Below are 26,553 nucleotides of genomic sequence, written 5' to 3' on the forward strand. Positions count from 1 at the left end.
CACCGGGCAGACGCGCTACGGCGCCCCGGGCAAGCCGACCTCAGACGCGGTCGACCAGGTCCGCGATGGAGTCCACGACCGTCGTCGGCCGGTACGGATAGCGGTCGATGTCGCTCACCGTCGTCAGCCCGGTCAGCACCAGGAACGTCTCCATGCCGGCCTCCAGCCCGGCCAGCACGTCCGTGTCCATCCGGTCCCCGATCATGGCCGAGGTCTCCGAGTGCGCGCCCAGGACGTTCAGAGCCGTCCTCATCATCAGCGGATTCGGCTTTCCGATGAAGTACGGCTCCTTCCCCGTGGCCTTCGTGATCAGCGCGGCCACGGAGCCCGTCGCCGGCAGTGCCCCATCCGGAGAGGGGCCGGTGTTGTCGGGATTCGTCGCGATGAACCGGGCACCGTCGTTGATCAGCCGGATCGCCTTGGTCAGCGCCTCGAACGAATAGGTCCGCGTCTCTCCCAGAATGACGAAATCGGGGTCGGCGTCGGACAGCACATAACCGGCGTCGTGCAGGGCCGTGGTCAGTCCGGCCTCACCGATGACGTACGCGGTACCGCCGGGGTGCTGGTCGTCGAGGAACGCGGCCGTCGCCAGCGCCGACGTCCAAATGGACTCCGCGGGCACGTCCAGGCCGATGCGGTTCAGCCGGGCGTGCAGATCGCGCGGGGTATAGATGGAGTTGTTGGTCAGTACGAGGAAGGGCTTGCCGGATTCACGGAGCCGCTTGATGAAGGTGTCGGCACCGGGCACGGGAATGCCCTCGTGCATCAGCACCCCGTCCATGTCGGTGAGCCACGATTCGATCGGCTTGCGTTCAGTCATGGGGGCCGACTCCTGCCTTGCGGTGACCATGGGATGCCCATGCTATTCATTCCGCCTGGCATCCGGATCTCCGCGCGAGAGGCAATGCCGAAGCCGGTCAGCTCCGTCCCGCCCCGCCCCGCGCCCCCACGCGAGACCCCGCGTCACCGCCCGGATTCCGGGGACGTCAGGACGCGGACACCCCTCCGTTCACGCTCAACCGCCGTAGGGGGAGAAGAAATGAAGCCGCACCGCCAGCCCCAGGAGCATGGCAAGGGGCGGTACGTACCACCAGGTCCGCAGCCTCCGTGTCTTCACGAAAGGAAGTGTGAGGGCGAGGCAGACGACGGCCCAGCCGATTCCGAGGTTGCCGATGAACGTGAACTTCGAAGCCGCGTCGAATTCAACAGCGTCGCCACCGCGGGGCATGAGCTGGACCAGCGTGACGAAGGCCAGTGGGACCTCGGCCACAACCAGGAGGCACGCTCCCAACCAGGTGCCGACGCGCAGCCTGCCGTAGGTGCTTTCGGGGCGGGTGGGCGTCGTCACTGTCCGAGTGCTTCCTTCGCTTGGTCAACATGCTCGTTGAATTGACGGCCGTACCGCTGCGCCCCTTCGCTTCGCTGGTCATCTTCTCGCGCGGAACATCGGCGCACCTGAGCGGGTACGGGGCGGGCGTCGCCCGAATGGCGTAAGGCGTGGGCCGTAGCGGATGCGGGTGGGGGCGCGTGGGCCGACCTTCGGAAGTGTTCGGAGGTTCGCCATGTGCGCGTTGAGAATCACCGTTTGTGCTGTTCTCGTGGTGTCCGGGGCCTGCGCGGTGGCGGCGCCCGCGTATGCCGGGAATGTGTCGACGGGCGGAGCGGGCGGGGCGGTAGGGCCGGTTGTTGTTGTGCCCGGGGCCACGACTCCTGGCGGTGAAGTGGCCCTGCGGGTCTTGGGCTGTCGGGGGAGGACGGGGGCCGCCGTGTCGGAGGCGTTCGTCGCGGATGTGTCGCTGGTCCGGGCCGCCGACGGGCTGGTGGGGGACGCGCGGGTGCGTTCCTCCGCCGTGCCCGGTCGGTCGTACACGGTCTTCGCTCGTTGCGATGGGGACGTTGTGAGGGGGGAAGGGACTGTTCGGGTCGTGGCTCGTACGGCATCCGTGGGGCACGGGGCGGGGCTGCCGGGCGGGGCGTTGGCGGAGAAGCGGGTGGCGGCGGGGTACGGGCTGGAGCGGGAGGGGGCGGTCGCCATGGTGCTGGCGGGTGGCGCGGGGCTCGCGTTGACAGGGTACGTACTGCGCCGGATGCGGCGCCGTACGGGGCCGGGGGACGGTGATGTCCGCTGAGCCGGGATGCGCGCGGGAGCCTTACCAGGGGACGGTTTTGCCGTGGCGGTCCAGGAACTGCAGGCCGGGGGCGCCGGCTTGACCTTCGAGGACGTCGACGACGGCCGGGATGCTCTCTTCGGGGCTGAGCGGTGCGCCGGGTCCGCCGAGCCGGGTCCGATTGTGGCCGGGGTCGATGAGCAGCTTGGTCTGTCCGTCGTCGGCGTGCCGGGTGGCGTAACTGCGCATCAGTTGGTTGAGCGCGGCCTTGCTGGCCTTGTAGAGCTCGTAGCCGTCCTCGGTGTTCCGCGAAATGCTGCCCTGCTCGGAGGACATGACGGCGACGGTTCCGCCAGGTGCGACGAGTCCGCGCAGGGCCTCAAGGGTGCGCAGCGGGCTCAGCGCGTTGGTGATCATCACTTCGGTGAACATGTCGGTCGGGACCTCGTCGATCGGCAGGTTTCCCCGGTCGATCGCGGCGTTGACGAACAGCAGATCGAGCCGGTGGCCCGCCAAGCGCTCACGCAGTGCGGCCAGTTGCCCAGGGCTTGTCATCTCCAGGGATTCGACCTTCAGCCGGCCCTTCCAGGCGTCGGCAACCGCTTGCAGTTCGCCGCCGCTTCGGCGCGTCGTGGCGATGACTCGCCAGCCGCGTCGGGCGAGTTCGTCGGCGAGGACGAGTCCTAACCCTCTGGAGGCGCCGATGACGAGGGCCTGGCGGTCGGTTGCGGTGGATGCGTTGGTTGCGGTGGGTGCGTGGGACGTGGTGGGTGCGTGGGGTGTGGTGGACACATTTGCTCCGTCGTGGGGAGGGCGGTTACCGGGAATTAGACTAGACGCGCCGTTGCGTCTAGACAATGCCATGGGAACCGGTGACGGATATGGTGTCCGGCATGTCCGCAGTCAGCTCTCAGCCCCGCAGGCCGCGTTCCGGCAGCCGGCGCGACGAGGCCGCACGTCTGGCCGTGCTGCACGCCGCAGACGATCTGCTCGTCGAGCACGGCTTCGGCGCCCTGACCGTCGAGGCGATCGCGCGCCGGGCCGGCGTCGCCAAGCAGACGATCTACCGCTGGTGGCCCTCGAAGGTCGAGATCCTCCTCGACACGCTCGTGGAGGACAGCGACAAACGCCTTCCCGTCCCGACGGAGGAGCCCACGGCGCAGAACATCCGTGACTACTTCCGCGGCTTCGCGCGATTCCTCACCCGCGACCCCGCCGGCAAGGTGCTGCTCGCGCTCATCGCCGAGGCGCAGCACGACCCCGGCACGGCCAAGAGCTTTCACAAGCGCTACTTCGGTCCGCGTCGTGACCGGGAACGGGACATGCTGGCGCGCGGAACCGACGCCGGTGAGATCGCGCCGAAGCTCGCCCCCGACGCCACGATCGACGCTCTGGCCGGACCGATCGTCTACTGCGCCCTGACGGGGCCGGGCATCCCCCGCGATGTGGTGGACACCCTCGTCGAGGATCTGCTCAGGCCCCGTTCGGCTTGAGTGGCTCAGCGATTCTTCCGGACCGGAGGCCCGGGGAGGGGGACGGGCCTCCGGTGGTCGGAGGGGGAGCGGGGGAGAGCGGTGGGCAGGGTTTTCGTCCTGGTTACGGGGCCTGGTTACGGGGCCTGGTTACGGGGTCTGGTCATGGAATCTGGTGACGGTGCCTGGTGTTACGGGCCCGCGCCCGGATCCGCCGCCGTACGGGTACGCGTACGGGCAGGGGAGGACCGTGCCGCGGCCCGCAGGCCGAGGATGCCGAAGGCCGCACCGAGCACGGACCACAGCAGCGCGTGGGAGGCGAGGGAGAGCATCCGGAAGTCCCACAGCAGGGTCGCCGGCACCGGTACCGGATCGGGGTTGCCGGGAAGCGTGAACAGCAGGGCGAGGAAGGCGATCACGATGAGGGCCACGGCCGAGTGACGTACGGGATCGGGCCGGCCGGCCAGCCGGCGGTGCACCTGCCACGCCAGCACCATCCCCAGGGCGCCGATGACCACCGCCGCCAGCCACAGCAACTGCCGCTCACCGACCGTCCCGGCGTCACCGACGCCCGGCGGGTTGGCGGGGTAACGCAGGCCCGGCAGCAGCGCGACGCCGGTGAACGCGGCGGCGGCCAGGGTCAGGGCGCGTGACCAGGGCCGGGCGCCCGGGTCCGTACGCCGGTGGACGAGGAGGTGGACGACGGCGAAGAGGACGCCCAGGGCCAGGCCCGCGACGACGGCGGTGACCACCAGCCCGAAGTGCTGGGTGCCCCGCGTGAACAGCTCCTCGTGGTGCGCGGTGACGGCGCCGCCCGCCGCCCCGGCGTGCTCCTCGTGTGCCTGACGTGCTTCCTCGGCGCGGATCGCGCGGTCCATCAGCGGCTCGGCGAGCAGCAGGGAGAACAGTCCGGTCACCAGTCCGGCCAGGCCACCGGCCACCAGTCCGCGCCCCAGCAACGGCAGCGGCGGCGTACGGGCGGGGGCGGAGGCGGACGTGGGCGCCGGTGCGGGCACCGGTGGGTGCGCGGTGTTCGGGGATGCGTTCATGGCGCGTGCGGCCCCGGTCAGTGGCAGGGGGCGCCGAAGAGGTGCCGTCCGTCGTGGGAGAACTCGTGGAGGTAGTTGCCGGTCGCGGAGATGAGGGAGCCGTTGTCGATGAAGACGGCATACAGCGCGACGAGCGCGACGATGACGGCGGCGCCGACGATCAGCCAGTCACGGGTACGGGTCGTGGCGGCGGACACGGCCGCGGGATCGTTGTGCGAGACGGTGTGCAGGGACATCCGAACTGCCTCCTCTTGGGGTTTCCACGCCCCGGCGCAGGAGGACGACGGCTCAGTTCCTGACTCTCCGCGGCGACTCGCGCCCCGGGCTCACAGTGGCGGGACCGTCCCGGATTCGCACCGGGTTCCTGGCTGCCGTCGCCTCGACGTACTGATGTATCGCCGTACTGAAGTTCCGGCGTACCGAAGTGCCGGCGTAGTAGAGGTGCCGGCGTACTGAAGTGCCGATGTGCCGGTATGCCGACGTACTGACGCATCCAGAGTGTGCGTCGGACAGGGTGCGTCGTTCGGAGAGTCGCAGCCGGACCGGCGCATGTCAACATGATGCGGGGGACCGTGCCCGGCCGACGATCCGCTCCCCCCTGGACCGCCGACCGGTCGGTCCTCGACCGCCACGGCGTCAGGGCTGCGGGAGTGGCCCTGCCGCCGGCGGGAGGCGTGATGCGACGCGTGTGCCGTAAACCGACCGGGGACTGGGGCCAGGTATCCCACTCTAGAACGTCTGAACACGGCCGCAATAGGTGCGGTGACGCCGGGCTGTAACAGCTTGTCGACAGGTCGGCATCCCCCCTCGGCCGTATGCCACGATGGATGGGACCGGTCACGTCCCGTGCTCCGAGGGGGAGTGGATGTACGGCAAACTTCCGGGTCCCGTACGGCCCTTGTGCCGGAAGCCGGGAACGAGACCGGGCACCGTGTTCCTGTTGGTGGGGGCGGTGCTGCTCCTGCCGACCGGGTGTTCCTCTTCGGGGGACGGCGACGGCGGCGCGCCTTCCGCGTCGGCCCGACAGCCCGTGATCCGGCCGTCGTTCTGGGTCAATCCGGACAGCAAGGCGGTGCGGCAGGCCGATGCGTACGCCAAGAAGGGCGACTCGGCCGACGCCCGGCTGATCGAGAAGATCGCCACCCGGCCCGTCGCCGAATGGATCGGCGTCGACGACCCGCAGGGCGAGGCGCGCGGCTTCACCGAGGCCGCGGTCAAGGCCGGCCGCCAGGCCCTGCTGGTCCTCTACAACATCCCGCACCGCGACTGCGGCAACTACTCGCAAGGCGGCGCCTCGGACGGCAACGCCTACCGGGCCTGGCTCGACGGTGTCCTGAAGGGCATAGGGGACCGTCCCGCCACCGTCGTCCTGGAGCCGGACGCGCTGCCGCACGTGGTGGACGCGTGCACGCCCGCGCGGTTCCATGAGGAGCGGTACGCGCTGCTGACGGAGGCCGTCGGCAAGCTCAAGGCCCTGCCGCACACGAGGGTCTACCTGGACGCGGGCAACCCGCACTGGATCAAGGACCCGGCTCGTATGGCCGGGCCGCTCAAGAGGGCCGGCATCGGCAAGGCCGACGGCTTCGCGCTCAACATATCCAACTTCCAGACGACCGAGGAGAACACGGAGTACGGCAAGCGGCTCTCCGCCCTGGTCGGCGGCAAGCACTTCGTCATCGACACCGGGCGCAACGGCAACGGCCCGGCGCCGGGCGGGGACGACCCGGAGAACTGGTGCAACCCGCCCGGCCGCGCGCTCGGCACGCCGCCCACGACGAGGACCGGCGAGCCGCTGGTGGACGCCTACCTGTGGGTCAAGCGCCCGGGGGAGTCGGACGGGACGTGCAAGGGCGGGCCCAAGGCGGGGGAGTGGTGGCCGCGGTACGCCTTGGAGCTGGCCCGCAATGCCAAGTAGTGGCCTGGTTCGGTAGCCGGCCGGGCCGTTTCTGGTGGCGGCTGTTCTGGTGACGGTCGGCGCGGGTCATGAGGTGTACGGCGGCTTACCAGGTGTACGGAGGGTCCCGCGGCTCACGCTTTTCGTCCCGCCTCTTCAGTACGCGTCTTCGTACGGACGTCGGTACGGATGTTGGTACGGACTTCCGTACGGCCCTCCGTACGGCTGCGCGCGGTACGGATCGCGGCGGCGGTGAGCACCAGCGCGGCGAGCAGCTCGCAGCCGGCCCCGAACAGCGGCAGTGACGTACGCAGTCCCGCGCCCATGAGCAACCCGCCGGCTGCCGCGGCCACCGTCTGCCCCAGATAGACGGCGCTGTTGTTCAGCGCCAGCAGCATGTCCCCGTGGTCGCCGCCGATGGCCAGCAGCCGGTGCTGGATGAGCGGGAAGCTCGCCCAGTGCACGGCACCCCAGAGCGCCAGGCCCACCGCCGCGCCGGTGACGGAGTGCAGGGCCGGGCCGAGACCGGCCAGGACGAGCGCGAGCAGTCCGGTGGTCACGGGCAGGGCCGCGTCCGGCCGTACGCGGTCGGCGAGCCGTCCGCCGCCCAGGATTCCGGTGAGACTGCCCAGCCCGAAGCAGAGCAGCAGCCAGGTCCGGTCCGTGGCGTCCACCCGGCCGATGGTCTCCAGCAGGGTGCCCAGGTAGGTGTAGACGACGAAGGTCCCGACGATCCACAGGGCGGTGGTCAGCAGCGAGGTGGGCGCCCGGCGGATGCGTACGGCCCCGACGCGGGCAGCGAAAGACGCCGGGGCGGCCGGAGCCGCCGGGGCCGACGCCGCCGCCGGGGCTGACGCCGCCGCCGATGCCGCCGAGGACGAGGCGGTCAGGCCGGGCAGGGGCGGCAGGCAGGCCGCCAGCCCGAGCGCGGTGAGCAGCGGCAGCACGGCGACGAAGCCGAAGGCGAAGCGCCAGGAGCTGAGCGCGCCGATCGCGTTGCCCAGCGGGACGCCCAGGGCGATGGCGCAGGTCATGCCCGCGTACACGAGCGCCAGCGCCCGGCCCCGGCGCTCGGGGGCGGCCAGCCGGGCGGCGGCCGAGGACGCGGTGGCGGAGAACAGCGCAGCCGCCGCGCCCGCGACGACCCGGCTCAGCAGCAGCACACCGAAGTCCGGGGCGCAGGCCGACAGGGCGTTTCCGCACGCGAAGAGGACCAGTACGCCGATCAGCAGGGTCCGCCGGTCGGCCCGGGCGGTCAGCCCGGCCAGGACCGGGGCCGCGACGGCGTAGGTCAGTGCGAAGGCGGTGACGGTCTGGCCCGCGGCCGAGGCCGACAGCCCCAGGTCGGCGCCGAGCGCCGGCAGCAGGCCCGAGACGACGAAGAGGTCGGTTCCGATCGCGAACATGCCCAGGGCGAGCAGCCAGATCTGGACGCCGCCCGTACGACTCTCGGTACCGCCGCCCGCGCCGTTCTCGCCGCCTGCGCCGTTCCCGCCGCCTCTGCCGCTCCCGCCGCCCCTGCCGTCCGTACCGCTCCGGGTCGTGCCGTCCGCCGCCGAGCCCGCCTGAGTCATCGCCGTCACCTCGCTAACCGGTCATGTGGTTACTGGCGCCGTAACCTAACATGGGGTTATGGGTGAACGGCAACGGCAGCGATCACGCTGGGTCTGGTACGGCGGGCGGCTGAGCATCGACTTCGTCAACACGCTCCGGGACAGGTTCGCGGGCGGCCGGGAGCTGTTGTGCGCGCCCGAGGACCTCGCGGCGTGGTGCGAGGCCGCCGGGCTGACCGGCGAGGGGCGTATCGCCGTGGACGAGCGGGCGCTCATGGCGGCCCGGGAGCTGCGCGAGGCCGTGGACGCGGGTGTGGTGGCGGTGGTGCGCGAGCAGCCGTTCCCGCCCGCCGCGGTCCGTACGCTCAACGACTGGCTCGCCCATGACCCCGGGGAGCCGCCGCGCCTCGAACTGGCGGACGGCGTGCCGGTGCTGCGGTCCGAGCCCCCGGCGACGGAGTGGGCCGGCGCGCTGCACCGGATCGCCGCCGACGCCGCCGAGATCCTGGGCGGGGACGGCCGCGCACGGCTGCGGATCTGTGACGGGGTGGGGTGCAGCGCCCGGTTCGTCGACAAATCGGTTGGCCGGCGCCGCCGTTGGTGTCAGATGGCGACCTGCGGCAACCGCGCCAAGGCGGCGCAGTTCCGCCGCTCCGCCACGGCCGGCGGTGCCTCGCCCGCCTGACCGCGCCCGGCTCGACCGGGCCCCGCCTGACCACGGCCCCTCGGGCCGTGCCCGCCCGGCCGTACCGTACGGATCCTCATGGCCCCGTGACGTCCGCGACCGGCACCTTCAGCCACACCGCCTCGGACGGCGTTCCCCGGTCGTCCACGGCGTTGACCATGTACCAGCCGGGCGGCACCAGCGAGGGGTCCTTGGGCAGGGTGATCGTGACGCGACCGTTCTTGGACGTCGTGAAGCCCAGTGCGATCGACCGCTGTTCGATATTGGTCACGTGTGTAAACGAACTGGGGCGGATCAGCCGCATCTTCGCCGGTTTCGGATTCGGTTCCCGACCCGGCTGCGCGGGTGCCGCGCCGCCCCCGGGCGTGTAGGTGTACGTCACCTTGCCGCCCAGCCGTACGGTCCGCGGCCCCGTCGCCGTACCTGTTCCCGATCGCGCCGTTTCCGTTCCCGTTCCCGCTGTCCCCGTTCCCGCCGTCCCTGTCGCCGTCAGCTTCGGCCGGGAGTCCCGGAAGAGGTACGGCGGCGTGTAGAGGTCGATCTCCTGCTGGAAGGTGCCCGGCTTGGTGTTGTCCTTGTCGGCGTAGAGCGAGTCGGAACCGAACGTCATGACCCGGCCGTCCGGCAGCAGCAGCGCCCCGGAGTGGTAGTTGCGGCCCACCAGTGGGTCGGCGACGGGCCGGGCGGTGCCCGCCTTCGGGTCGTACAGCTCCGCCGCCAGGACGTTGCTGTCGCCGCGTCCCCGGTAGTCGCCCGACCCGTTGGTGGTCAGGACCGTGTCGTCCGGCAGGATCACGCTGCTCGGGTAGCGGGCCTTGGCGTACAGGTCGGGGCCGTCCTTGTAGCGCGGCGTGGGGGCGTGCAGATCCACGATCCGGGTCTTGGCCGTGGCCTTGGGGTCCTCGCCGACCCCGCCGCCGCCGAGCACCATGTACCGCTGCTGCTGCGCGGGCGGCAGCAGTACGGACATCGAGGTCTCCAGGATCTTGGGGTCGCTGATGCCCGGTACGACCTGGAACCGGTTGGTCTTCAGGTCCCAGATCCCCGGGACGCGGCCCACGTTGTCCGGCCCGTAACCGGCGTTGGAACCCGTGTAGAAGACCCGGCCCCTGTCGGTCAGGAAGAGGGCCGGATAGGTGGGGAAGAAACGCCGCCCGGGCAGATAGCTCCACTTCTTCGTCCTCGGGTCGAAGATCTCGTTCTTGCCCGGGACGACCTGGCCGATGTCGTCCAGTCCGGAGACCGACAGGACCCTGCCGTCCTCAAGAGTGGTCAGCGTCGGATACCAGCGGGCCTCGTTCATCGGATCGACCCTCAGATAGCGTTCGGCCACCGGGTCGAACTCGTAGGCGTCCTTGATGCCCTGGAAGTCCTTCTTGTCGAAGGACAGTTTCTGCGCGATGCCGTAGAAGTTACGGGCGTCCTCGCCGGTCAGGCCGTGGATGCGGTAGTTGTCCTGGGAGCCGGTGGAGTACGAGCGGCCCTGGCGCAGCGCCTCCACGTAGACGCGGGACTCGCTGTGGGTGACCTTGACCTTCCCCGTCACCCGGTCGACGGTCTTCTTCGCGCGCGGCACCAGCACCGGGTCCTTGGAGACGAACGTCTTGCCGTTCTGCCTGCCGGTGAACAGCGTCCCGGCCGGGAAGGTCCTGGGCGCGTCCGGGTCCTCGTTGTAGACGATCATCAGCCCGCCGGCCTTCTTCACGTCGCCGCCGAGCTTCTCGTAGCGCTGGGTGCCGCCCGCCACCAGCAGGTTGCCGTCCGGCAACTGGGTGTGCCCCGAGCAGAAAAGGTCCTTGGGGGTGGGGATGTCCTTGAAGGTGTTCCTGCGCGGGTCCCACAGGACGCTGCGGAAGGACTTCGCCCGGAAGTTGGCGGCGTTGTTGCCCGAGCCGGCGACCAGCAGCACCTTGCCGGTGTGCAGCAGCGCCGCGTGGATGGTGTTGATCCGGTACGCCCGCGGCACGTCGACCACGTCCCAGTGGCCGTTGCGCGCCTTGTACTCCGGCTGGTTGATCTTGTACTGGTGGTAGCGCTCCGAGGCGAAGCCGAACAGGGCCGGGCCGTTCATCCCGGCCAGCGCGACCACCACGGCCGCGCCTATCGCGAGCCTGCGGGTGCGGCGGCTGGGACGGTACTTCATGTGTGACGTCCTTCAAGAGCGGTCCGTGTGATCTGGTCGGCCATACGATCGGCGTCGCCGGGCGCGGCCCAACTGGGGTGCGGCGCGGGCCGCTGCCCCAGGACCGGGGCCGGGCCCGGGTCCGGAGCCGAAGGGGCCGGTTCCGAAGGGCCCGGGCCCGGAGGTGCCGGCTGCGTCCGCCGCCCGTCCCCGCTGTCCCCCCTGCCGCGCCGACCCCGCCGCTCCCTTCGCTCCCGCCGCAGCGTCCAGCGCCAGGCGACGATCGGTGCCGCCGTGATCAGCAGCGCCAGCGAGGCCCAAGTGATCATCGCCGGGTGGCTGTGGCCGAAGACGAAGGACGAGACCAGGGAGCCGCCGAAGACCACGATGAAGAAGAGGTGGATCCGGAAGGTGCCGAAGAGCGTGTCGGGACTGGAGGAGTCGCCCTTGGGTGTCACCACGAACCTGCTCTTGCGGCGCAGCGCGGCGTCGAAGAGCGAGCGCGCGTAGATCGGTGCGGACAGCGCCGACATCACCATGCCGGCCACACCGCCGGAGCCCTCGGGTTCGTGGGGCGAGACGTTGTGCCGGCGGTTCCATACGTACAGGCCGATCTGGAGCGCGGATGCGTTACCGTACAGCATCATCCACACCGCCGGGTCGATCTGTACGCCGGATGCGCCAAGTCCCAGGAACAGTGCGCAACTCAGCGCGGCCAGGATCCAGTTGAGGGCGGACATCGGATAAAAGATGACCATCATGGTGTAGTTGAAGAACTTGCCCGGCGGCAGTGTGAAGGGCGCCTTCCAGAACTGTTTGAGTATGGTCTCGTACGTACCGCGTGACCAGCGCAGTTGCTGGGTGAAGAAGTCCGTCCAGGCGGTGGGGCCCTCGCCGACGGCCAGCACGTCCGGGGTGTAGACCGAGCGCCATTTGCGGCCGGTGTCCGGGTTGCGGTGGCGGTGCATCTCGAAACCCGTCGCCATGTCCTCGGTGATCGAGTCGTACAGCCCGCCGATCTGCTGCAGGGCCTTGATGCGTACGGCGTTGGAGGTGCCGACGAACATGGGCGCGCCGTAGCGGTTGCCGGCCCGCTGGATCAGGGCGTGGAAGAGGAACTGCTGCGACTCGGCGGCCTTGGTGACGAACGTGTCGTAGTTGCCGTAGACCTGGGGGCCGATGACGAAGCCGATGTCCGGGTCGCGGAAGAAGCCGAGCATCCGCTCCAGGTAGTTGGGCAGCGGTACGTGGTCGGTGTCCACGGACGCGAAGTAGTCATAGGCGTCGCCGTGCGCCTGGAGCCAGGCGTTGTAGTTGCCGTGCTTGGTTCTGGCGCGGTGCGGGCCCTTCTCGCGGTTCCACTGCGGGATGCCCTTACGGGTGAAGTGGTGGACGCCCAGGCGCGCGCAGACCTGCCTGACGTCCGGGTCGTCGCCCTCGTCCAGCAGCCAGATGTGCAGCAGGCCGCGGTGCCGCAGTTTGACCGCGGCCTCCAGCGTCCTGGTCACCATCTCCAGGGGCTCCTTGCCCGGGACGAAGGAGGTGAGGAAGGCGACACGGGTGCCGCTCTCGGGGACGACCGGTACGGGGTCGCGGGCGACGAGCGTGGCATGGGCGTTGGACAGGACGTTCATCGTACGGAAGAACTCGATCAGGCCGATCGAGACGAGCATGATGACGTCAAGTACGAGCAAGGTGTCCGAGGCGTGGTCGCGCCTGGTCCAGTGGGCGGGCTGCATCAGCCAGGCCAGCAGGCCGAGGGAGACCAGGGGAGCGGCGCCGAGGAGCAGCGCCGCGCGTATGCGGTGCGGCTCGTCGGCCAGCAGGCTCCGGTAACGGACCTTGTAGGGGCGGTCCGGGTCGGGCTCGGTGAGCGGACCGGCGAGTCTGCTGTAGTGCTCGTAGTCGTAGCGCGGCAGCGGCCCCCGCTGGGGCCGCCGCTGCCGGTGCTGGCGCGGTACCCGCAGGCGCGTCGTCGCGGACGGGTCGTATTCGTACTGGTGCGGCTGCCGGGCGCCGGTAGGCGGCGACGTCATGAGTCCATCCCCCCGCACGCAGGCGCGCTGCGTGGCGTCAGGTCCGGGTCATCGGTCCGCCCGACCGACCCGGGCTCCATGGTGCCGGCCGCCCGCACCAGGACGTGGGACGGCCGCCTTCCGGTTGCATGTTTCCCGCCCTGGCACCCTCTCAGTGCCCCGGGGTCCCCGACCCCTCGTTCACCGCAACCGGTATTCCCCCCAATTGACAGTGGACCAGGCCCTGTTGGGCTCCGGTCCCCACGTCAGGGTGCCGAAAATCCGGCCTTGATCGCAAGGGATAAACGAGGTCTTTGCCGGGCACGGAAGTGCATTGATGGACGCATTGGATCGGAGGGTGCATTACTTCGGTCATCAACTGCGCAGCCTTTGGCGGATGTTGTCAAAGTGGTCGCGGACCGCCCGCTCCGCGCGCAAAGCGTCGCCGGCGCGCACCGCGTCCAGGATTTCCCGGTGCTGGCGGTGGGTGACCTTCGGGTCCGTACGCAGATCCGCCAAATCCGTCCGTACGCGGTGGAAGGCGTCCCAGAAGGCGTCCAGCACCTCGCTCAACAGGAGGTTGTCCAGGCCACGGTAGAGCGCGGCATGGAAGGCCCGGTCGGTCTCCGCCTCCACCGACCCGCGCTCGGCCTCCCGCGCCATCCGCGCCACGATCGTCTCCAGCTCGGCGAGGTCCGCCGCCGGCACCTGCCCGGCCAGCCGCGCTATCAGGCCGGTCTCCACGGCCTCGCGCAGCTCCAGGAGCTGGCGCAGGCTGTCCTCGCCGCGCAGGTGGCCCGCGACCGTACGGAAGGCCAGGCCCTCGGTCATCGGGGCCATCGACATCGGCCCGACGTACGTGCCGAAGCCGTGCCGGATCTCCACGATGCCCATCGCCTGGAGCGCCTTGAGGGCCTCGCGTACGGAGTTCCGGCTGACCCCGAGAAGCTCCATCAGCTCCGTCTCGGTGGGCAGCGAGGCGCCGGAGGGCAGCCGCCGGTCGATGATCAGCTTCTTGATCCGCTCCTGGATGTCACGCGCCATTCCGCGACTGTGCATCCGATCCCTCCCTGTTGGCCAGCGGTACGCCACGTTCTTGCGGTGACGGGCCCTGTGGCGGTGATGGGCTCTGTGGTGATGGGCTCTGTGGTGATGGGCTCTGTGGTGATGGGGGCGGAATGCACCGAGGGCCTCCTCGCCATTGGCGAGGAGGCCCTCGGTGCGTCTGTGCGCCGCCAGGGACTCGAACCCCGGACCCGCTGATTAAGAGTCAGCTGCTCTAACCAACTGAGCTAGCGGCGCCTGCTGACAGAGAAAACTCTACACGAACTTCCGGGGTGCCTGTGACCGTCGGATGCCTCTGAGCCTCAATACCCGGACTTTTCGGCGGGAATGTGAGCGGGGTCACGGCCGACCCCTTTTTTGCCAGGGGTGGAGCCGGCCGGGTGATCCGCCCGGTATTCCTCTTACGGATTGATACGGATTGATTCGACGAGGCCCGGATATCACCCACCGCATTCCCTCCCTCTCCCCCGGTTCCTTTCCGCTTCCCGCTCCGCCCCCTCTCCCTCTCCGCCCCATCCCTGTCGCGCCGCCACCGCCATTCCGGTCCCTTCCGCTTGCGCTTCGCGCGGCATGGGGGTGGAGCGGAGGGAGGTGAGTGCGCGCCGTACCGGTTGAAGTTTGCAATTGGTCTGGACATGACCAAACCCCGTCGCTAGGGTGCGCGTTGGTCTAGACCGCACTTCACTCAGTTCACGGACACCCCCTCACGGACCCCCGCGTTCTCAGGAGCGAAGCATGCGTAAAAAGCTCAGCGCTGCCGTGGTCGGCCTCGGCATCGCCGGCGTCTCCCTGCTGGCCACCGGAAGCGCCTCCGGCCACGGCTACAGTGACGCGCCCCCCAGCCGCCAGTCGCTGTGCGCCAAGGGCACGGTCAAGGACTGCGGCCCCATCCAGTACGAGCCGCAGAGCGTCGAGGGCCCCAAGGGCTTCCCCGCCGCCGGGCCCGCCGACGGAAAGATCTGCTCGGGCGGCAACGCCGTCTTCCGTCAGCTCGACGACCCGCGGGGCGGTGACTGGCCCACCACTGCGCTCACCGCGGGCCAGGGCTACACCTTCACCTGGCGGATCACCGCCCGCCACGCCACCACGGACTTCCGCTACTACGTCACCAAGGACGGCTACGACCCGAGCAAGCCGCTCACCAGGGCGGACCTGGAACCCGAGCCGTTCATGACGGTACCGATGGGCGGGCTGAGGCCCGGCGAGACGGTGCGGCACCAGGGCACCGTCCCGACCCTGAAGTCCGGCCACCACATCATCCTGGGCGTATGGAACATCGCCGACACCGGCAACGCCTTCTACGCCTGCTCCGACGTCGACATCTCCTGACGGACGCCGGCGGCGGCAGGTGGAGGCCGACGGAGGCCGGCGGCGGTCGGCGGTGGTCGGCGGCGGTCGACCCGGCCTCCGAAGGCCGGCGGCGGCCAGAGACCTCCTCTCGCATCCTCGCCGCGGCGCGATTGGTCCAGACATCGACCTAGGCAGGCCCGGGATCCAGCCATATTCTGCTGGTTGGTCTGGACCGCAACGCACTTGGCTCACAGGACACCCCCCAAGTTCTCCGGGAGCGAAGCATGCGAAAGAAGATCAGCGCGGCCGTCGTCGGCCTCGGCGTCATCGGCGTGTCCGTCCTCGCCACGAGCAGCGCCTCCGGCCACGGCTACACCGACTCCCCCATCAGCCGGCAGAAGCTGTGCGCCAACAAGACCGTGAAGAACTGCGGCGAGATCCAGTACGAGCCGCAGAGCGTGGAGGGCCCCAAGGGCTTCCCGTCCGGCGGACCGGCCGACGGCCGGATCTGCGCCGGCGGCAACAGCCGTTTCTCCCAGTTGGACGACCCGCGCGGCGGCCAGTGGCCGGCGACCCGGGTGAGCCCCGGCTCGTACACGTTCACCTGGCGCTTCACGGCCCCGCACGCCACCACGGACTTCAAGTACTACATGACCAGGAACGGCTACGACCCCAGCCGCCCGGTCACCCGCGCCGACCTGGACCTCAACCCGTTCCTGACCGTCCCCTACAACGGCCAGCGGCCACCGACCACCCTCTCGCACCAGGGCACCCTGCCGGCCCGGTCGGGCAAACACCTGATCGTCGCCGTATGGACGATCGCCGACACCGGTAACGCGTTCTACGCCTGCTCGGACGTCCAGTACTGAGCAGTTTCGTACCGGGGCACCCCGTACCGGGAAGGCCCGCCGCAGGGCCGGAAGAACCCGGAAAGACGAAGAACCCGGAAAAAACACAGTGGGCGTTTCCGTAAGACCGGAAACGCCCACTGCACAGGTGCGCCGCCAGGGACTCGAACCCCGGACCCGCTGATTAAGAGTCAGCTGCTCTAACCAACTGAGCTAGCGGCGCGCGCTGACAGAAGAAATACTACCTGGTCTTTAGGGGTGCTTCTGACCACCTCATCGGACCGGGCCGTCCGAGCGCCGCCGCTGGTCACTTCCTGGGCGGGGGCTCGTGGCGTTCTGGGGGTCAGAGGGTCAGTGAGAGCAGGACCGGGGCCGCCCTCCGGTTGAGGGCGTCGGCAGCCTGGCGCAGGCGGTGGGCGTTCTCCAGGGGCATGGACAGGGCCAGGCAGCCGACCGTCGCACCGGCCGTGATCGGGACGGCCGCGCAGACCGTGCCCACGGCGTACTCCTGGAGGTCCAGCATGGGGACCGTGGGCGGCTGGCTGTCGAGCTTGTGGAAGAGCACCTTCTCGTTGGTGATCGTCCGGGACGTGAGCCGGGCGGTCTTGTGGCGCGAGAGGTGGTCCATGCGGCCGTCGTAGTCCAACTGGGCGAGCAGGCACTTGCCGACCGCGCTGGCATGTGCCGTGCGGCGGAACTCGGCCCATTCGTTGACCTTGGGCGCGCGGGGGCCGTCGGCGTAGTGAAGGATCTTCACCTCGCCGTCGATGTACCGGCTGATGTAGACCGCCGCACCCACGGAATCGCGCAGTTCCACGAGCGTCTGCTGGAGCTTGCCGCGCAGCGCCTCCTCCCGGTCGCCGCCCGTGCCGAGCAGGAGCAGCGACTCCCCGACGACGTACGCGCCGTCGGAGAGCTGGGCCACGTAGCCCTCGTGGCGCAGCATGGACAGCATGTGGGTGAGGTGGCCGGTGGGCAGGCCGGTTTCCCGTGCGACCTGTACGTCGGTCACGCCGCCGGCGTGCCTGGAGATCGTTTCGAGCACGCGAAGGGCGTACTGCACCGAGTGGAACGGCGCGGTCGGCTCGGGCTTCAGCGCCACGGTGTCCCCCTACCAGGTTGTGACCGCTTGCGTTGTCACCGTCGCTGCAGGTCACGGCCGGAGGGCAAGTTCCGGCCGGTACCGCACAGCAAGGCTTCTACCACGATAGCGGTCAACGTCTCGCCCCGGAGGGGGTCTTGACCGAAAAGCCGCGCGTGACATGTGTCCGTCCTGGACAGCGGCACACTGGCATATGTCGCCGTCATCTCGGCTCGATAGTTTTCCGGCCGTGAGGCGCAGGTACGGCTCCGGGAGCGAGGCCCGGGGTGCCGGGGGAGCCCTCACCTTCCGGAGGGCGCAGGTCCCGTGGGCGGTACGGGAGCGGCGCCGCGCCCGGGTGCGGGGAGGCCCGCCGCACCGGCTTCGTAGAGGGCGTGCGCGGCGCGCAGCACCAGCGCGTCGGCGTGCCGCGCGCCGATGAGCTGCACCCCGATCGGCAGCCCCGCACTGTCCACGCCGCAGGGCAGCGTCGCGGCGGGCTGCTGCGTCATGTTGAAGGGGTAGGTGAACGGTGTCCAGCCCGTCCAGCGCCGGTACGGTGCCCCTTCGGGGACCTCGGTGCCCGCCGCGAAGGCGGTGACCGGCACGGTCGGCGTCACCAGCAGGTCGTACGTGCGGTGGAAGCGGCCCATCGCATGGCCCAGCGCCGCCCGTACGTCCACCGCCGCCAGGTGGTCCAGCGCCGAGTACCGTGCCCCTTCCCCGCTGATCTCCCGCAGCCCCGGATCGAGCAGTTCCCGCTGCCCGGCGTCCAGGTGCTGCACCAGCCGCGCGGCGCCGCCGAACCACAGGGTGTGGAACGCCTCCACCGGGTCCGCGATGCCCGGGTCGGCCTCCTCCACCCGCGCGCCCAGCTCGGCCAGCCGCCGTACCGCGCCGCCGACCGCCTCCGCGACGCGCGGGTGCACCGGGTCGTCCTCCCTGCCCAGCCGGGGGCTGTAGGCCACCCGCAGCCCGGCGACCGGCCCCCGCAGCCCCTCCCGGAAGGACCCGGTGACCGGCCCGAGCTGTGACCAGTCCCGCCAGTCGGCGCCCGTGATCACGTCCATGAGCAGCGCCGCGTCCGCCGCGTCCCGGGTCAGCGGCCCGACGTGGGAGAGCGTCCCGAAGGGGCTCGGCGGATACAGCGGCACCCGGCCGTAGGTCGGCTTGAACCCGAAGACGCCGCAGAAGGACGCCGGGACGCGGACCGAGCCGCCGCCGTCCGTCCCCAGGCTCAGCGGGCCGGCCCCCAGCGCCACGGCCGCCGCGCCGCCGCCGCTGGACCCGCCCGCCGTACGCCGCGGATCGTACGGGTTCCCGGTGATCCCGAACCGAGGGCTGTCCGTGACGGCCTTCCACCCGAACTCCGGAGTGGTGGTCTTCCCCACGAACACCGCGCCGTGCTCCCGCAGCCGCGCCACGGCCGGCGCGTCCTCGTCCCGGGCGGCGTCCTCGGCCCGTACGGTCCACGAGCCGCGCAGCGTCGGCGTGCCGCGTGTGAGCAGCAGGTCCTTGACGGTCACCGGCACCCCGTCCACCAGGCCGGCCGGCTCCCCGGCCCGCCAGCGTTCCTCGGACGCCCTGGCGGCGGCCAGCGCCTCGTCGGCATCGATCCGTACGAACGCGTTGGTACGGGCCTGTGCGGCCTGCGCCCGTGCCAGGACGGCGTGGACCACCTCCACGGGGGAGAACTCGCCGCTCGCGTAACCGGCGACGAGCCGTACCGCCGTGTGGTCGGCGAGCCCGGCGGCTTCCGCTACCTGCGTTTCCCCTGCTGCTTCCTGTGGTGATTTCTCCATCGCGTTCTCCTTATGGGAGGGGCGTGTACTCATGGGACAGGCACGTGGGTCCCGCACCCCAGCCGCTTGCCGGCCACGTCAGCCGCTTGCCGACCAGGTCGACCCGCCCCCGCCCGCCCGCCGGGAATAAAACGGAGAAGCTCTCCGGTTGTGTCTCGCGCAGACCAGAGACGCGAGGAGGACCCGCACCGTGAGCGGCGACCACGACGAGATCCGGGGCACAGCCCGAGGCAGCGCACCCGTTCCCCTGTCCGTACTCGACCTGGTGACCGTCGGCGCCGGGCGCACCGCCTCCGACGCCATACGGACCTCCGTCGGCATCGCGCGGACGGCCGAGCGGCGCGGCTTCCACCGCTACTGGGTCGCCGAACACCACTCCATGCCCGGCGTGGCCTCCTCCTCGCCCGCCGTGCTGCTCGCGCACCTGGCCGCGCACACGGACTCCATCCGGCTCGGCTCCGGCGGCGTCATGCTGCCCAACCACGCGCCGCTGGTGATCGCCGAGCAGTTCGGCACCCTCGAAGCGATGGCCCCCGGCCGTGTCGACCTGGGCCTGGGCCGCGCCCCGGGCACGGACGGCGCCACCGCCGCCGCGCTGCGCCGCTCCGAGCGGCACGAGGGGGCGGACGAGTTCCCGCAGCAGCTCGTCGAGCTGATCCGCTTCCTGGACGACGAGTTCCCCGACGGGCACCCGTACCGCCGTATCCACGCGGTGCCGGGACCGGTACAGGCCACCTCGCCCGGCGGCGTCCAGTCCACGCACCGGCCGCCGGTCTGGCTGCTCGGCTCCTCCGGCTTCAGCGCCCGGCTCGCCGGGTCCCTCGGCCTGCCCTTCGCCTTCGCGCACCACTTCTCCGCCGCCAACACCATCCCGGCGCTGGACCTCTACCGCGAGTCCTTCCGCCCCTCGGAGGTCCTGGACGAGCCGTACGCCCTGATCGGCGTCTCCGCCCTGGCCGCCGAGGACGAGGAGCAGGCCCGCCGCCAGGTGCTCACCGGGGCGCTGTCCATGATCCGGCTGCGGACCGGGCGCCCCGGGCTGGTCCCCACGCCCGAGGAGGCCGCGGCCCACCGGTTCACCGAGATGGAACGGGACTTCGTCGACGGCTGGCTGGCCAACATCGTCCACGGCACTCCCGACGCCGTACGGGACGGACTGAACGACCTCGCCAAGCGCACCGGCGCCGACGAGCTGATGATCACGGCCAACGCGCACGGCGGTGACGTCCGGCTGCGCTCCTATGAACTCATCGCGGACGCTTACGGGTTGCCGGGGGCGGCGGCCGGGGCAGCGGCGGAGGAGGGGCCGGGGGCGTAGTGGGGTGAGACGCCCGCGTACGGAGTGACGCGGTGCGGGTAAGGAGCCGGGGCGTACGGGGGAGCGCACGGAAGCGGACCGGGTGGTGCGGAAGCGAACCGGGTGGTGCGGGCGCGGAATCGGGCGGCATGCGCCGTATCCGCTCGTCCGGCTCGTCCGGCTCGTTCCGCTCGTCCGGCTCTTCTTGCTCGTCCGGCTTCTCCCGCTCGTTCTGCTCGTTCCGCTTCCTCAGCTTCCCGTCCGCCGCCCCGCGCTGATCAGGGCCGAGACGCGGTCCGGGGCGACCGGCCGGGAGTACAGCCAGCCCTGGCCCGTGTCACAGCCGATCCGCCGCAGCCGCTCGGCCTGCTCGGCGCTCTCCACGCACTCCGCGGTGACCGTCAGGCCCAGCCGGTGCGCGAGCGCCACCAGCGCCTCGACGATCGTCTCGTCGGCCGGATTCGGGTGCTCCTGCGCGCGAAAGCCCCGTACGAAGGAGCCGTCCAGCTTCAGGACGGACACCGGCAGCCGGCTGAGGTAGGCGAGGTTGGAGTAACCGGTGCCGAAGTCGTCGATGGCGATGCGTACGCCCATGTCGCTCAGCGCCTGGAGCGCCTGGAGCGGCCGGCCGGCCGAGCCCATCACCGCGGACTCCGTCAGCTCCAGTTGCAGCAGCCGCGGCGGCAGCCCGGTCTCGGCCAGGATGTGCGCCACGTCCGCCACCAGGTCGGAGTCCCAGACCTGCCGTACGGCGACGTTGACGCTCACGAACAGCGGCTGGGCGCCCGGGCGTTCGAGCTGCCAGGCGCGGGCCTGGCGGCAGGCGCGCTCCAGGACCCAGCGGCCGAGCTCGACGATCGCGCCGTTCTCCTCCGCCAGTCCGATGAACCGATTCGGCGAGAGGGTGCCGAACTGCGGGTGCCGCCAGCGCACCAGCGCCTCCACACCCTGCGCCCGCCCGTCGCCGAGACCGACCAGCGGCTGGTACTCCAGCGTGAACTCGCCGCGCTCCACGGCCGGGCGCAGCGTACTGGACAGCGCCTGCCGGGTCATCCGGTGCGCGTTGCGCTCGGGGTCGAACAGCGTCCAGCGGGCCTTGCCGTCCTCCTTGGCCCAGTACAGCGTGGTGTCCGCGGCCTGCATGAGCCCGGTGGCGGTGGTGCCGGTCGCGGCCCGCTCCACCACCCCGATGCTGGCCGACACCGACAGCCGCTGCCCGGCCAGGTCGAACGGCCGCTGAAGGGCGTCCAGTACGCGCTGGGCGAGGGCGGCGAGCTGCTCGGTGCCGGTGGAGTCCTCGACCAGCAGCGCGAACTCGTCACCGCCCAGCCGCGCCACCAGATGGCCGCTGCCGTCCAGGTGACCGGTGTCGTCGTCGGTCATCTGGACGGGAGCGGCGAAGGCGGTGGACGCGTCGGACGCGGTGGATGCGTCGGGCATGGCGGTGGACGCGTCGGACATGGCGGATGCGTCGGACGTGGTGGACGCGGTGGATGCGGTGGGGCCGTCGGGCGGCGCCGGGAGGCGGTCCTCGGACAGCTCCTCCACGCAGTGCCGCAGCCGCTGTGCGACCGCGCTGAGCAGCCGGTCGCCGACGCGGTGCCCGAGAGTGTCGTTGACCGCCTTGAAACCGTCCAGGTCCAGGTAGCACAGGCCGATCCGGCCCGTACCGCCCTGCTCGAAAGCGGCCGACTCCAGGGCGCCCGCCAGGCGTTCGAAGAACAGCGCGCGGTTGGGCAGCCGGGTCACCGGGTCGTGCATCTGCAGGTGCCGCAGCCGTGCCAGCAGGTCGTGCCGGTCGCTGATGTCGGCCACGGACAGCAGCACATGGTCCTCCTCCGCCCGCTGCCCGGCGCCCGCGCGGACGCCGCCGCCCGCCGGGGGGACGCCGTCCATGGCCGGCAGGTCGCCGTCCATGGGCAGGTCGGAGGACCCGGGGAGGTCGGTGGGTACGGACATGTCGGCCGGTACGGGGAGGTCGGCCGGTACGGAGAGGTCGGTGGCCGCCGGGAGTTCGCCGCCGGCCGTACGCGTACCGCTCCCGTTGAGCGTGCCCCGCGCGTCGTTGGGCGTGCCGCCCGCGTTCAGTGCGCCGCCCGGGGCGAGCCCGGCGCCGGGGGCCAGCGGCTCCACGGTCACCTCCGCCCACATCGAGTGCCCGTCGGGGAGTTGGAGCCGCCGGGTGCAGCGCAGCCGGTCGCTGCGCCCGCACAGCACTTCCCGGTACGCGCTCCAGATGCGCGGGTCCGCGCCGAGGTCGGTGAGGTCGGCGGCGGTCGCGGCGACCAGTTCGTCCGGCTCGGTGCCCACCAGGTCGCCGAAGGCGGGGTTGGCGGCCAGGACCAGGCCGTCGCGGTTGAGTACGGCCAGGGGGAGCCGGGCGGCGTGAAAGGCGGCGCGGTAGTCGCCGAGGGCGGCGGCCGAACCGTCGGGCCGGGCGGGGCAGGTCGGGCTGTGCGGACCGGAGCAGCCGGGACAGCCCTCACCGCGGCCGGTCCCGGGCATGCCGGACGGTCCGGACGGGCCGGACGACCCGGACGAGCCGGACAGGTCGTCGGCCGGGTCTCTGCTCGCTTCGCTACGCTCCGTCACAGAGGAAAGCATGGTTCCGGGCGCGCGGCCGGTGCCGTCGGGGTATCCGCTCACTGCTCGCTCCCGCATGGCGCTTGTCTCGTGGTGGAGGGGAAATCCGCGCTGGAAAGTGTGGCGATCATAGAGGCTGACACGACGGCCTATCCAGCGACGTAGCCGTGATCATCGGCACCCATGACGGAAGTTTGCCCATTTCTGCTCGGCTCTGTTCATGCGTATCTCGTCAACGACCGTTAGTGACTTTGCGTTACGGGGGTAATCGGTCCGGTCGGTCACTCGCCTGGACCCCCGGAACAGGACGAACGCCGCAAATCAGCCACAGGGTGGTGGAGGTGTTCCGTTTCCGTTCCGGGAGGTCGATGTGGTGCGCGCCCAGACACCCGAGGGAGTGGGCCGTCACCGACTCCGCCGGGTCGCCGCCGTCGCCACCTCCCTCAGCGCGATGATCGCGACCTCCGTCCTGACGGGTCCGGCCACGGCCTTGGAGGCCGTTCCATCCTGCGCCCTGACCCGTACCGACGCCCACCACTCCGAGGGTGTGGATACCTGGAACGGCGCGTACCCGCGTCCCGCACGCCCCCTCAACGCGGTAATGATCTTCCTGTCGTTCCCGGACTCACCGCCCATGGCGGAGCCGCAGAGCCTGGCGGACGAGTACTTCCCGGCCACCTCCCGCTTCTTCGCCCGCGCCTCGTACGGAAAGTTCTCGCTGCGCCCGTTCATACTCAAGCGCTGGGTACGTATGCCGCACGACTCGGACACGTACGGGATAGAGCGGGACTGGGACGCGGACCGCCGCACGGCCTACCTCAACGACGCGGTCGCCGCCGCGGACGCCTCCGTCGACTTCGCCCGCTACGACATCGTGTACTTCGTCGCCGACCCGGACGCCCCCGGCGTCGACGCCGACGCCACCAAGGTCGTCAACCTCGACCACCCGCTGCACGCGGACCACGCCAACCTGCGCCGCTTCGTCACCGTCTTTGAGCAGAGCCCGCCGGACCGCAACGTGCTCGCCCACGAGACCGGCCATGTCTTCGACCTGCCGGACCTCTACCACCGCCCGCAGGACGGCAAGGGGGACTGGGACACCCATGTGGGGGACTGGGACCTCATGGGCAGCCAGTTCGGGCTCGCCCCGGAACCCTTCGGATGGCACAAATGGAAGCTCGGCTGGCTGAGCGACCGCCAGGTGGACTGCGCCGGCGCCCGCGCCACCAGCCTGCACACGCTGCGCCCGCTGTCCGCCCCCATGGAGCCGGGGGACGAGCGGCGGGCGCGGCTGGTGGTGGTGCGTACGGGACCGGGTACGGCGCTGGCGCTGGAGGCGCGTACCGCGGTCGGCAACGACGAGGGCGTGTGCGGCGAGGGCGTGCTGGTCTACCGCGTCCGCAGCGAGATCGCCTCGGGCCATGGGCCCATACAGGTGATCGACGGGCACCCGGGCACCGAGGCGTGCTGGGGGACCTCGGTCTACCCGGCGCTCGCGGACGCGCCGCTGGGCGTGGGCGAGAGCCTGACGGACGAGGCGGACGGGGTACGGGTACGGGTGTCCGGGCGGACGCTCGCCGGGGACTGGACGGTGAGCGTCGGCCGGCGCTGAGCCCGTACGGGGCTGTACGGGGTGGCTGCGTGCTCGTACGGACTCGTACGGAGCCGACCGGGCTCGTATACGCCGAAGGCCCCCACCTCGGTGGGGGCCTTCGACTGTCTGTGCGCCGCCAGGGACTCGAACCCCGGACCCGCTGATTAAGAGTCAGCTGCTCTAACCAACTGAGCTAGCGGCGCCTGCTGACGTGGAAAACATTAGCACCCTGATCGGTGAGGACAAAAATCGGTTTGTCTCAGGAAGAGGTCAGGGCGGTAACGACCGCTTCTGGACGCCCGGCCCCGGGTGTGGTGACGAGGTGGGGAGGGGGCTCGCGGGGCCCGTCGTGAGCCGGTACGTGGTGAGGGGGCGCGGGACGGGGCGGGGGGTGTGATGGTGACCACTGGGACGGCGGGGGCCGGAGCGATGCACGCTGTGGTGATGACGGGTGTGGCGGTGACGGGTGCCGCAGTGACGGGTGCGGCGGTGAGGGGTGCGGCAGTGGCGGCTGCCGCGACGGCATCCCGGGGGTCAGTCGCTCCCGTGCCGCTGTGCTGCCTCCCGCCGCGGGGCCGCAGGCTCGTCCGTCGGCTCGTGCGGCTCCCCGTTCGGTGGCTGTGGCTCGTCCGCCGGCTCCGCCAGGGGGCCGCGGGCGGCACGTATGCAGGCCCAGATCAGGACCTCGGGGCCGGGCAGCCAGGGAGCCCCTACCTCGGGGGCCACCAGCCAGCGCGAGGCCGCGGAGCCGGCGGGGCGCCCCGGTGCCTCCGGGGAGGGAAAGAGCGCCGGGACGGTCACCGCGTCACCGGCGCCGAGGCACAGCAGCGGCGGGACGCGGGCGCCCCACTCCTCCCAGCCGAGCAGCGCGGGCAGCCGCTGCGAGGCACCGGGCACGGTGAACAGCAGGACGCGGTCGCGGTGCACGGCCACCGGCCCGGAGCCGGGCCCGTCCGCCCACAGGCGGTCCAGCATCCGGCGCCCGAAGAGCACCGGCGCGCTGATCACGTCGAAGGCGGTGCCGCAGGGCAGCACGGTCGGCGCGGACGGGCGGTCCGCCCACAGGGCGTGCACGCTGCGGGGATGCGCGCTGGCCGAGGCCAGCCAGTCGGCTCCGGCGAGAGTGACGTACGCGGGGGCGGGAGGCCCGTACACGGAGGCCGGCCCGCCGTACGGGACGGTCGAGGGTCCGTACGCGGGGGTGAGGCGTCCGTACGCAGGTGTGGGACGCCCGTACATGGGGGTGGGCCGTCCGTACGCGGAGGCCGGAGGCCCGTACGCGGGTGTGGGAGGGCCGTATGAGGTGGAAGGGGGGCCGTACGCGGCGGTGGGGAAGGGCGCGGGTGTGGGGGCGGGGAAGCGGACGGGGTCCGCAGGCCGGTCGCTCATGACCGACAGGTCTACCGACCGCTGCCGCGCCGTTCACGGGGATTGCCGGAAGCCGGGACGGAGCGGACCGCGGAGGAGTATCTTCGCCCCCGCATATGCCAACGGTCCGTGATCCTTGCCCCTGCCGCCCCTGGAGTCCCCCTCGCCCCGCGTTGCCCCTTCAGGGCGCCGGGCTCGCCACCGCCACCGGTCCCCCGGCCTCGGCCACCGCCCCCGGGTCTCCCTTCCTCACTCCGCCAGGTCGGGACGCGTCCCGCCGTCCCGCATGAGGCCGCGGCCGAACTCCACCATCTTCTTGGCGTAGTCCTCGGTCCAGCCGGCCCGCTCGGCGATCACGTCGGTGGTCAGCCGGTCGAAGCGCCGGGGGTCGGCGAGCTGGGCCGCCGCCATCGCCTGGAACTCCGTCGCCCGGTCGGCCGCCGCGCGGAAGGCGAGGGTCAGCTCCGTGGAGCGGGTGAGCAGGGTGTGCGGGTCCTCGATCGACTCCAGGTCGAAGAAGTGCTCGGGGTCCGAGGCTGCCTCGGGGGGCTCGAAGAGCAGCGGCGCCGGTTTCAGACGCCGGGGCGCGGAAGCCGTCCCGCGCTGATCGTGAGCCGGTCGCGGCTCGGACATGTACGTACCTCCAGAATCGGGTGCCGCTCCCCATTGTCCCGCCCCTCGCAAGTCCTCCCCCGAACGGCCGCGCCGAGGCCGTGGAGGGAGTCGT

General features: G+C 71.2%; 22 protein-coding genes, 3 tRNA genes and 1 riboswitch. Of the genes, 8 read left to right on the forward strand and 17 right to left on the reverse strand.

Translation table 11 applies throughout. The features are described from left to right. Positions 1 to 40: 40 nt before the first annotated feature. Both KGS77_RS22940 and KGS77_RS22945 read right to left on the reverse strand, forming a co-directional pair. Positions 41 to 820: an HAD-IIA family hydrolase gene (locus KGS77_RS22940; protein ID WP_242584885.1), complete on the reverse strand. Its 780-nt coding sequence runs from the start codon at positions 818 to 820 to the stop codon at positions 41 to 43. A 195-nt stretch (positions 821 to 1,015) separates the two neighbouring features. After that, positions 1,016 to 1,348 carry a hypothetical protein gene (locus KGS77_RS22945; protein WP_242584886.1) on the reverse strand — a complete coding sequence of 111 codons (333 nt, stop codon included), beginning with the start codon at positions 1,346 to 1,348 and terminating at the stop codon, positions 1,016 to 1,018. Between the two features lie 577 nt (positions 1,349 to 1,925). Between KGS77_RS22945 and KGS77_RS22950 the strand changes: the two genes are divergently transcribed. Next, entirely contained in the window at positions 1,926 to 2,129 is a 204-nt protein-coding gene (locus KGS77_RS22950; protein ID WP_242584887.1) for a hypothetical protein, read from the forward strand. A gap of 21 nt (positions 2,130 to 2,150) precedes the next feature. Here KGS77_RS22950 and KGS77_RS22955 read toward each other — a convergent pair whose 3' ends face one another. Next, the gene (locus KGS77_RS22955) at positions 2,151 to 2,813 is read right to left on the reverse strand and encodes an SDR family oxidoreductase (protein WP_242587634.1); all 663 of its coding nucleotides are present in this window, start codon (positions 2,811 to 2,813) and stop codon (positions 2,151 to 2,153) included. A 188-nt stretch (positions 2,814 to 3,001) separates the two neighbouring features. Between KGS77_RS22955 and KGS77_RS22960 the strand changes: the two genes are divergently transcribed. Further along, positions 3,002 to 3,601: a TetR/AcrR family transcriptional regulator gene (locus KGS77_RS22960; RefSeq protein WP_242584888.1), complete on the forward strand. Its 600-nt coding sequence runs from the start codon at positions 3,002 to 3,004 to the stop codon at positions 3,599 to 3,601. A gap of 170 nt (positions 3,602 to 3,771) precedes the next feature. On the opposite strand, the gene KGS77_RS22965 is transcribed toward KGS77_RS22960, so the two are convergent. Then, positions 3,772 to 4,629, reverse strand: a complete 858-nt coding sequence (locus KGS77_RS22965; RefSeq protein ID WP_242584889.1) for a CbtA family protein — start codon at positions 4,627 to 4,629, stop codon at positions 3,772 to 3,774. 17 nt (positions 4,630 to 4,646) lie between these two features. Continuing rightward, positions 4,647 to 4,865, reverse strand: a complete 219-nt coding sequence (locus KGS77_RS22970; RefSeq protein WP_242584890.1) for a CbtB-domain containing protein — start codon at positions 4,863 to 4,865, stop codon at positions 4,647 to 4,649. 53 nt (positions 4,866 to 4,918) lie between these two features. Further along, a riboswitch (cobalamin riboswitch) is annotated at positions 4,919 to 4,996 on the reverse strand. 564 nt (positions 4,997 to 5,560) lie between these two features. Here KGS77_RS22970 and KGS77_RS22975 point away from each other — a divergent pair. After that, positions 5,561 to 6,544 (forward strand): glycoside hydrolase family 6 protein, encoded by a 984-nt coding sequence (locus tag KGS77_RS22975; RefSeq protein ID WP_242584891.1) that lies wholly within the window; start codon positions 5,561 to 5,563, stop codon positions 6,542 to 6,544. 113 nt (positions 6,545 to 6,657) lie between these two features. Here the strand turns inward: KGS77_RS22975 and KGS77_RS22980 are convergent, their stop codons facing one another. Next, entirely contained in the window at positions 6,658 to 8,097 is a 1,440-nt protein-coding gene (locus KGS77_RS22980) for an MFS transporter (RefSeq protein ID WP_242584892.1), read from the reverse strand. A gap of 58 nt (positions 8,098 to 8,155) precedes the next feature. Between KGS77_RS22980 and KGS77_RS22985 the strand changes: the two genes are divergently transcribed. Then, positions 8,156 to 8,761: an ABATE domain-containing protein gene (locus KGS77_RS22985; RefSeq protein ID WP_242584893.1), complete on the forward strand. Its 606-nt coding sequence runs from the start codon at positions 8,156 to 8,158 to the stop codon at positions 8,759 to 8,761. Positions 8,762 to 8,837: 76 nt separating this feature from the next. On the opposite strand, the gene KGS77_RS22990 is transcribed toward KGS77_RS22985, so the two are convergent. From KGS77_RS22990 to KGS77_RS23005, 4 genes are all read right to left on the reverse strand, one after another. Then, positions 8,838 to 10,904 carry a kelch motif-containing protein gene (locus KGS77_RS22990; protein ID WP_242584894.1) on the reverse strand — a complete coding sequence of 689 codons (2,067 nt, stop codon included), beginning with the start codon at positions 10,902 to 10,904 and terminating at the stop codon, positions 8,838 to 8,840. Then, the gene (locus KGS77_RS22995) at positions 10,901 to 12,919 is read right to left on the reverse strand and encodes a cellulose synthase catalytic subunit (RefSeq protein ID WP_242584895.1); all 2,019 of its coding nucleotides are present in this window, start codon (positions 12,917 to 12,919) and stop codon (positions 10,901 to 10,903) included. Before KGS77_RS22995 ends, KGS77_RS22990 begins: the two co-directional genes overlap by 4 nt. A 354-nt stretch (positions 12,920 to 13,273) precedes the next feature. Beyond that, positions 13,274 to 13,942, reverse strand: coding sequence for a FadR/GntR family transcriptional regulator (locus KGS77_RS23000; RefSeq protein ID WP_242584896.1), 669 nt, complete (start codon positions 13,940 to 13,942; stop codon positions 13,274 to 13,276). Between the two features lie 184 nt (positions 13,943 to 14,126). Next, positions 14,127 to 14,200: transfer RNA gene (locus KGS77_RS23005), tRNA-Lys, on the reverse strand. A gap of 498 nt (positions 14,201 to 14,698) precedes the next feature. Between KGS77_RS23005 and KGS77_RS23010 the strand changes: the two genes are divergently transcribed. After that, positions 14,699 to 15,292 carry a lytic polysaccharide monooxygenase auxiliary activity family 9 protein gene (locus KGS77_RS23010; RefSeq protein WP_242584897.1) on the forward strand — a complete coding sequence of 198 codons (594 nt, stop codon included), beginning with the start codon at positions 14,699 to 14,701 and terminating at the stop codon, positions 15,290 to 15,292. Between the two features lie 245 nt (positions 15,293 to 15,537). Next, positions 15,538 to 16,122: a lytic polysaccharide monooxygenase gene (locus KGS77_RS23015; RefSeq protein ID WP_242584898.1), complete on the forward strand. Its 585-nt coding sequence runs from the start codon at positions 15,538 to 15,540 to the stop codon at positions 16,120 to 16,122. Between the two features lie 128 nt (positions 16,123 to 16,250). On the opposite strand, the gene KGS77_RS23020 is transcribed toward KGS77_RS23015, so the two are convergent. From KGS77_RS23020 to KGS77_RS23030, 3 genes are all read right to left on the reverse strand, one after another. Continuing rightward, positions 16,251 to 16,324: transfer RNA gene (locus tag KGS77_RS23020), tRNA-Lys, on the reverse strand. A 120-nt stretch (positions 16,325 to 16,444) separates the two neighbouring features. Then, positions 16,445 to 17,203 carry an IclR family transcriptional regulator C-terminal domain-containing protein gene (locus tag KGS77_RS23025; RefSeq protein ID WP_242584899.1) on the reverse strand — a complete coding sequence of 253 codons (759 nt, stop codon included), beginning with the start codon at positions 17,201 to 17,203 and terminating at the stop codon, positions 16,445 to 16,447. A 281-nt stretch (positions 17,204 to 17,484) separates the two neighbouring features. Next, entirely contained in the window at positions 17,485 to 18,984 is a 1,500-nt protein-coding gene (locus tag KGS77_RS23030; RefSeq protein WP_242584900.1) for an amidase, read from the reverse strand. Between the two features lie 190 nt (positions 18,985 to 19,174). Here KGS77_RS23030 and KGS77_RS23035 point away from each other — a divergent pair, with 190 nt between their 5' ends. Further along, entirely contained in the window at positions 19,175 to 20,302 is a 1,128-nt protein-coding gene (locus tag KGS77_RS23035) for an LLM class flavin-dependent oxidoreductase (RefSeq protein WP_242584901.1), read from the forward strand. 228 nt (positions 20,303 to 20,530) lie between these two features. On the opposite strand, the gene KGS77_RS23040 is transcribed toward KGS77_RS23035, so the two are convergent. Then, positions 20,531 to 22,873: a GGDEF domain-containing protein gene (locus KGS77_RS23040; protein WP_242584902.1), complete on the reverse strand. Its 2,343-nt coding sequence runs from the start codon at positions 22,871 to 22,873 to the stop codon at positions 20,531 to 20,533. 361 nt (positions 22,874 to 23,234) lie between these two features. Here KGS77_RS23040 and KGS77_RS23045 point away from each other — a divergent pair, with 361 nt between their 5' ends. Further along, positions 23,235 to 24,476 (forward strand): M6 family metalloprotease domain-containing protein, encoded by a 1,242-nt coding sequence (locus tag KGS77_RS23045; RefSeq protein WP_242584903.1) that lies wholly within the window; start codon positions 23,235 to 23,237, stop codon positions 24,474 to 24,476. A gap of 111 nt (positions 24,477 to 24,587) precedes the next feature. On the opposite strand, the gene KGS77_RS23050 is transcribed toward KGS77_RS23045, so the two are convergent. The 3 genes from KGS77_RS23050 to KGS77_RS23060 form a co-directional block, all read right to left on the reverse strand. Next, a tRNA-Lys gene (locus KGS77_RS23050) sits at positions 24,588 to 24,661 on the reverse strand. Between the two features lie 331 nt (positions 24,662 to 24,992). Next, complete coding sequence (locus KGS77_RS23055; protein ID WP_242587635.1) at positions 24,993 to 25,613, reverse strand: bifunctional DNA primase/polymerase; 621 nt, start codon at positions 25,611 to 25,613, stop codon at positions 24,993 to 24,995. Positions 25,614 to 26,075: 462 nt separating this feature from the next. Next, entirely contained in the window at positions 26,076 to 26,459 is a 384-nt protein-coding gene (locus tag KGS77_RS23060) for a hypothetical protein (protein WP_242584904.1), read from the reverse strand. Positions 26,460 to 26,553: the final 94 nt, after the last annotated feature.

The sequence above is a fragment of the Streptomyces sp. MST-110588 genome (genome assembly GCF_022695595.1).
Classification (GTDB): domain Bacteria; phylum Actinomycetota; class Actinomycetes; order Streptomycetales; family Streptomycetaceae; genus Streptomyces.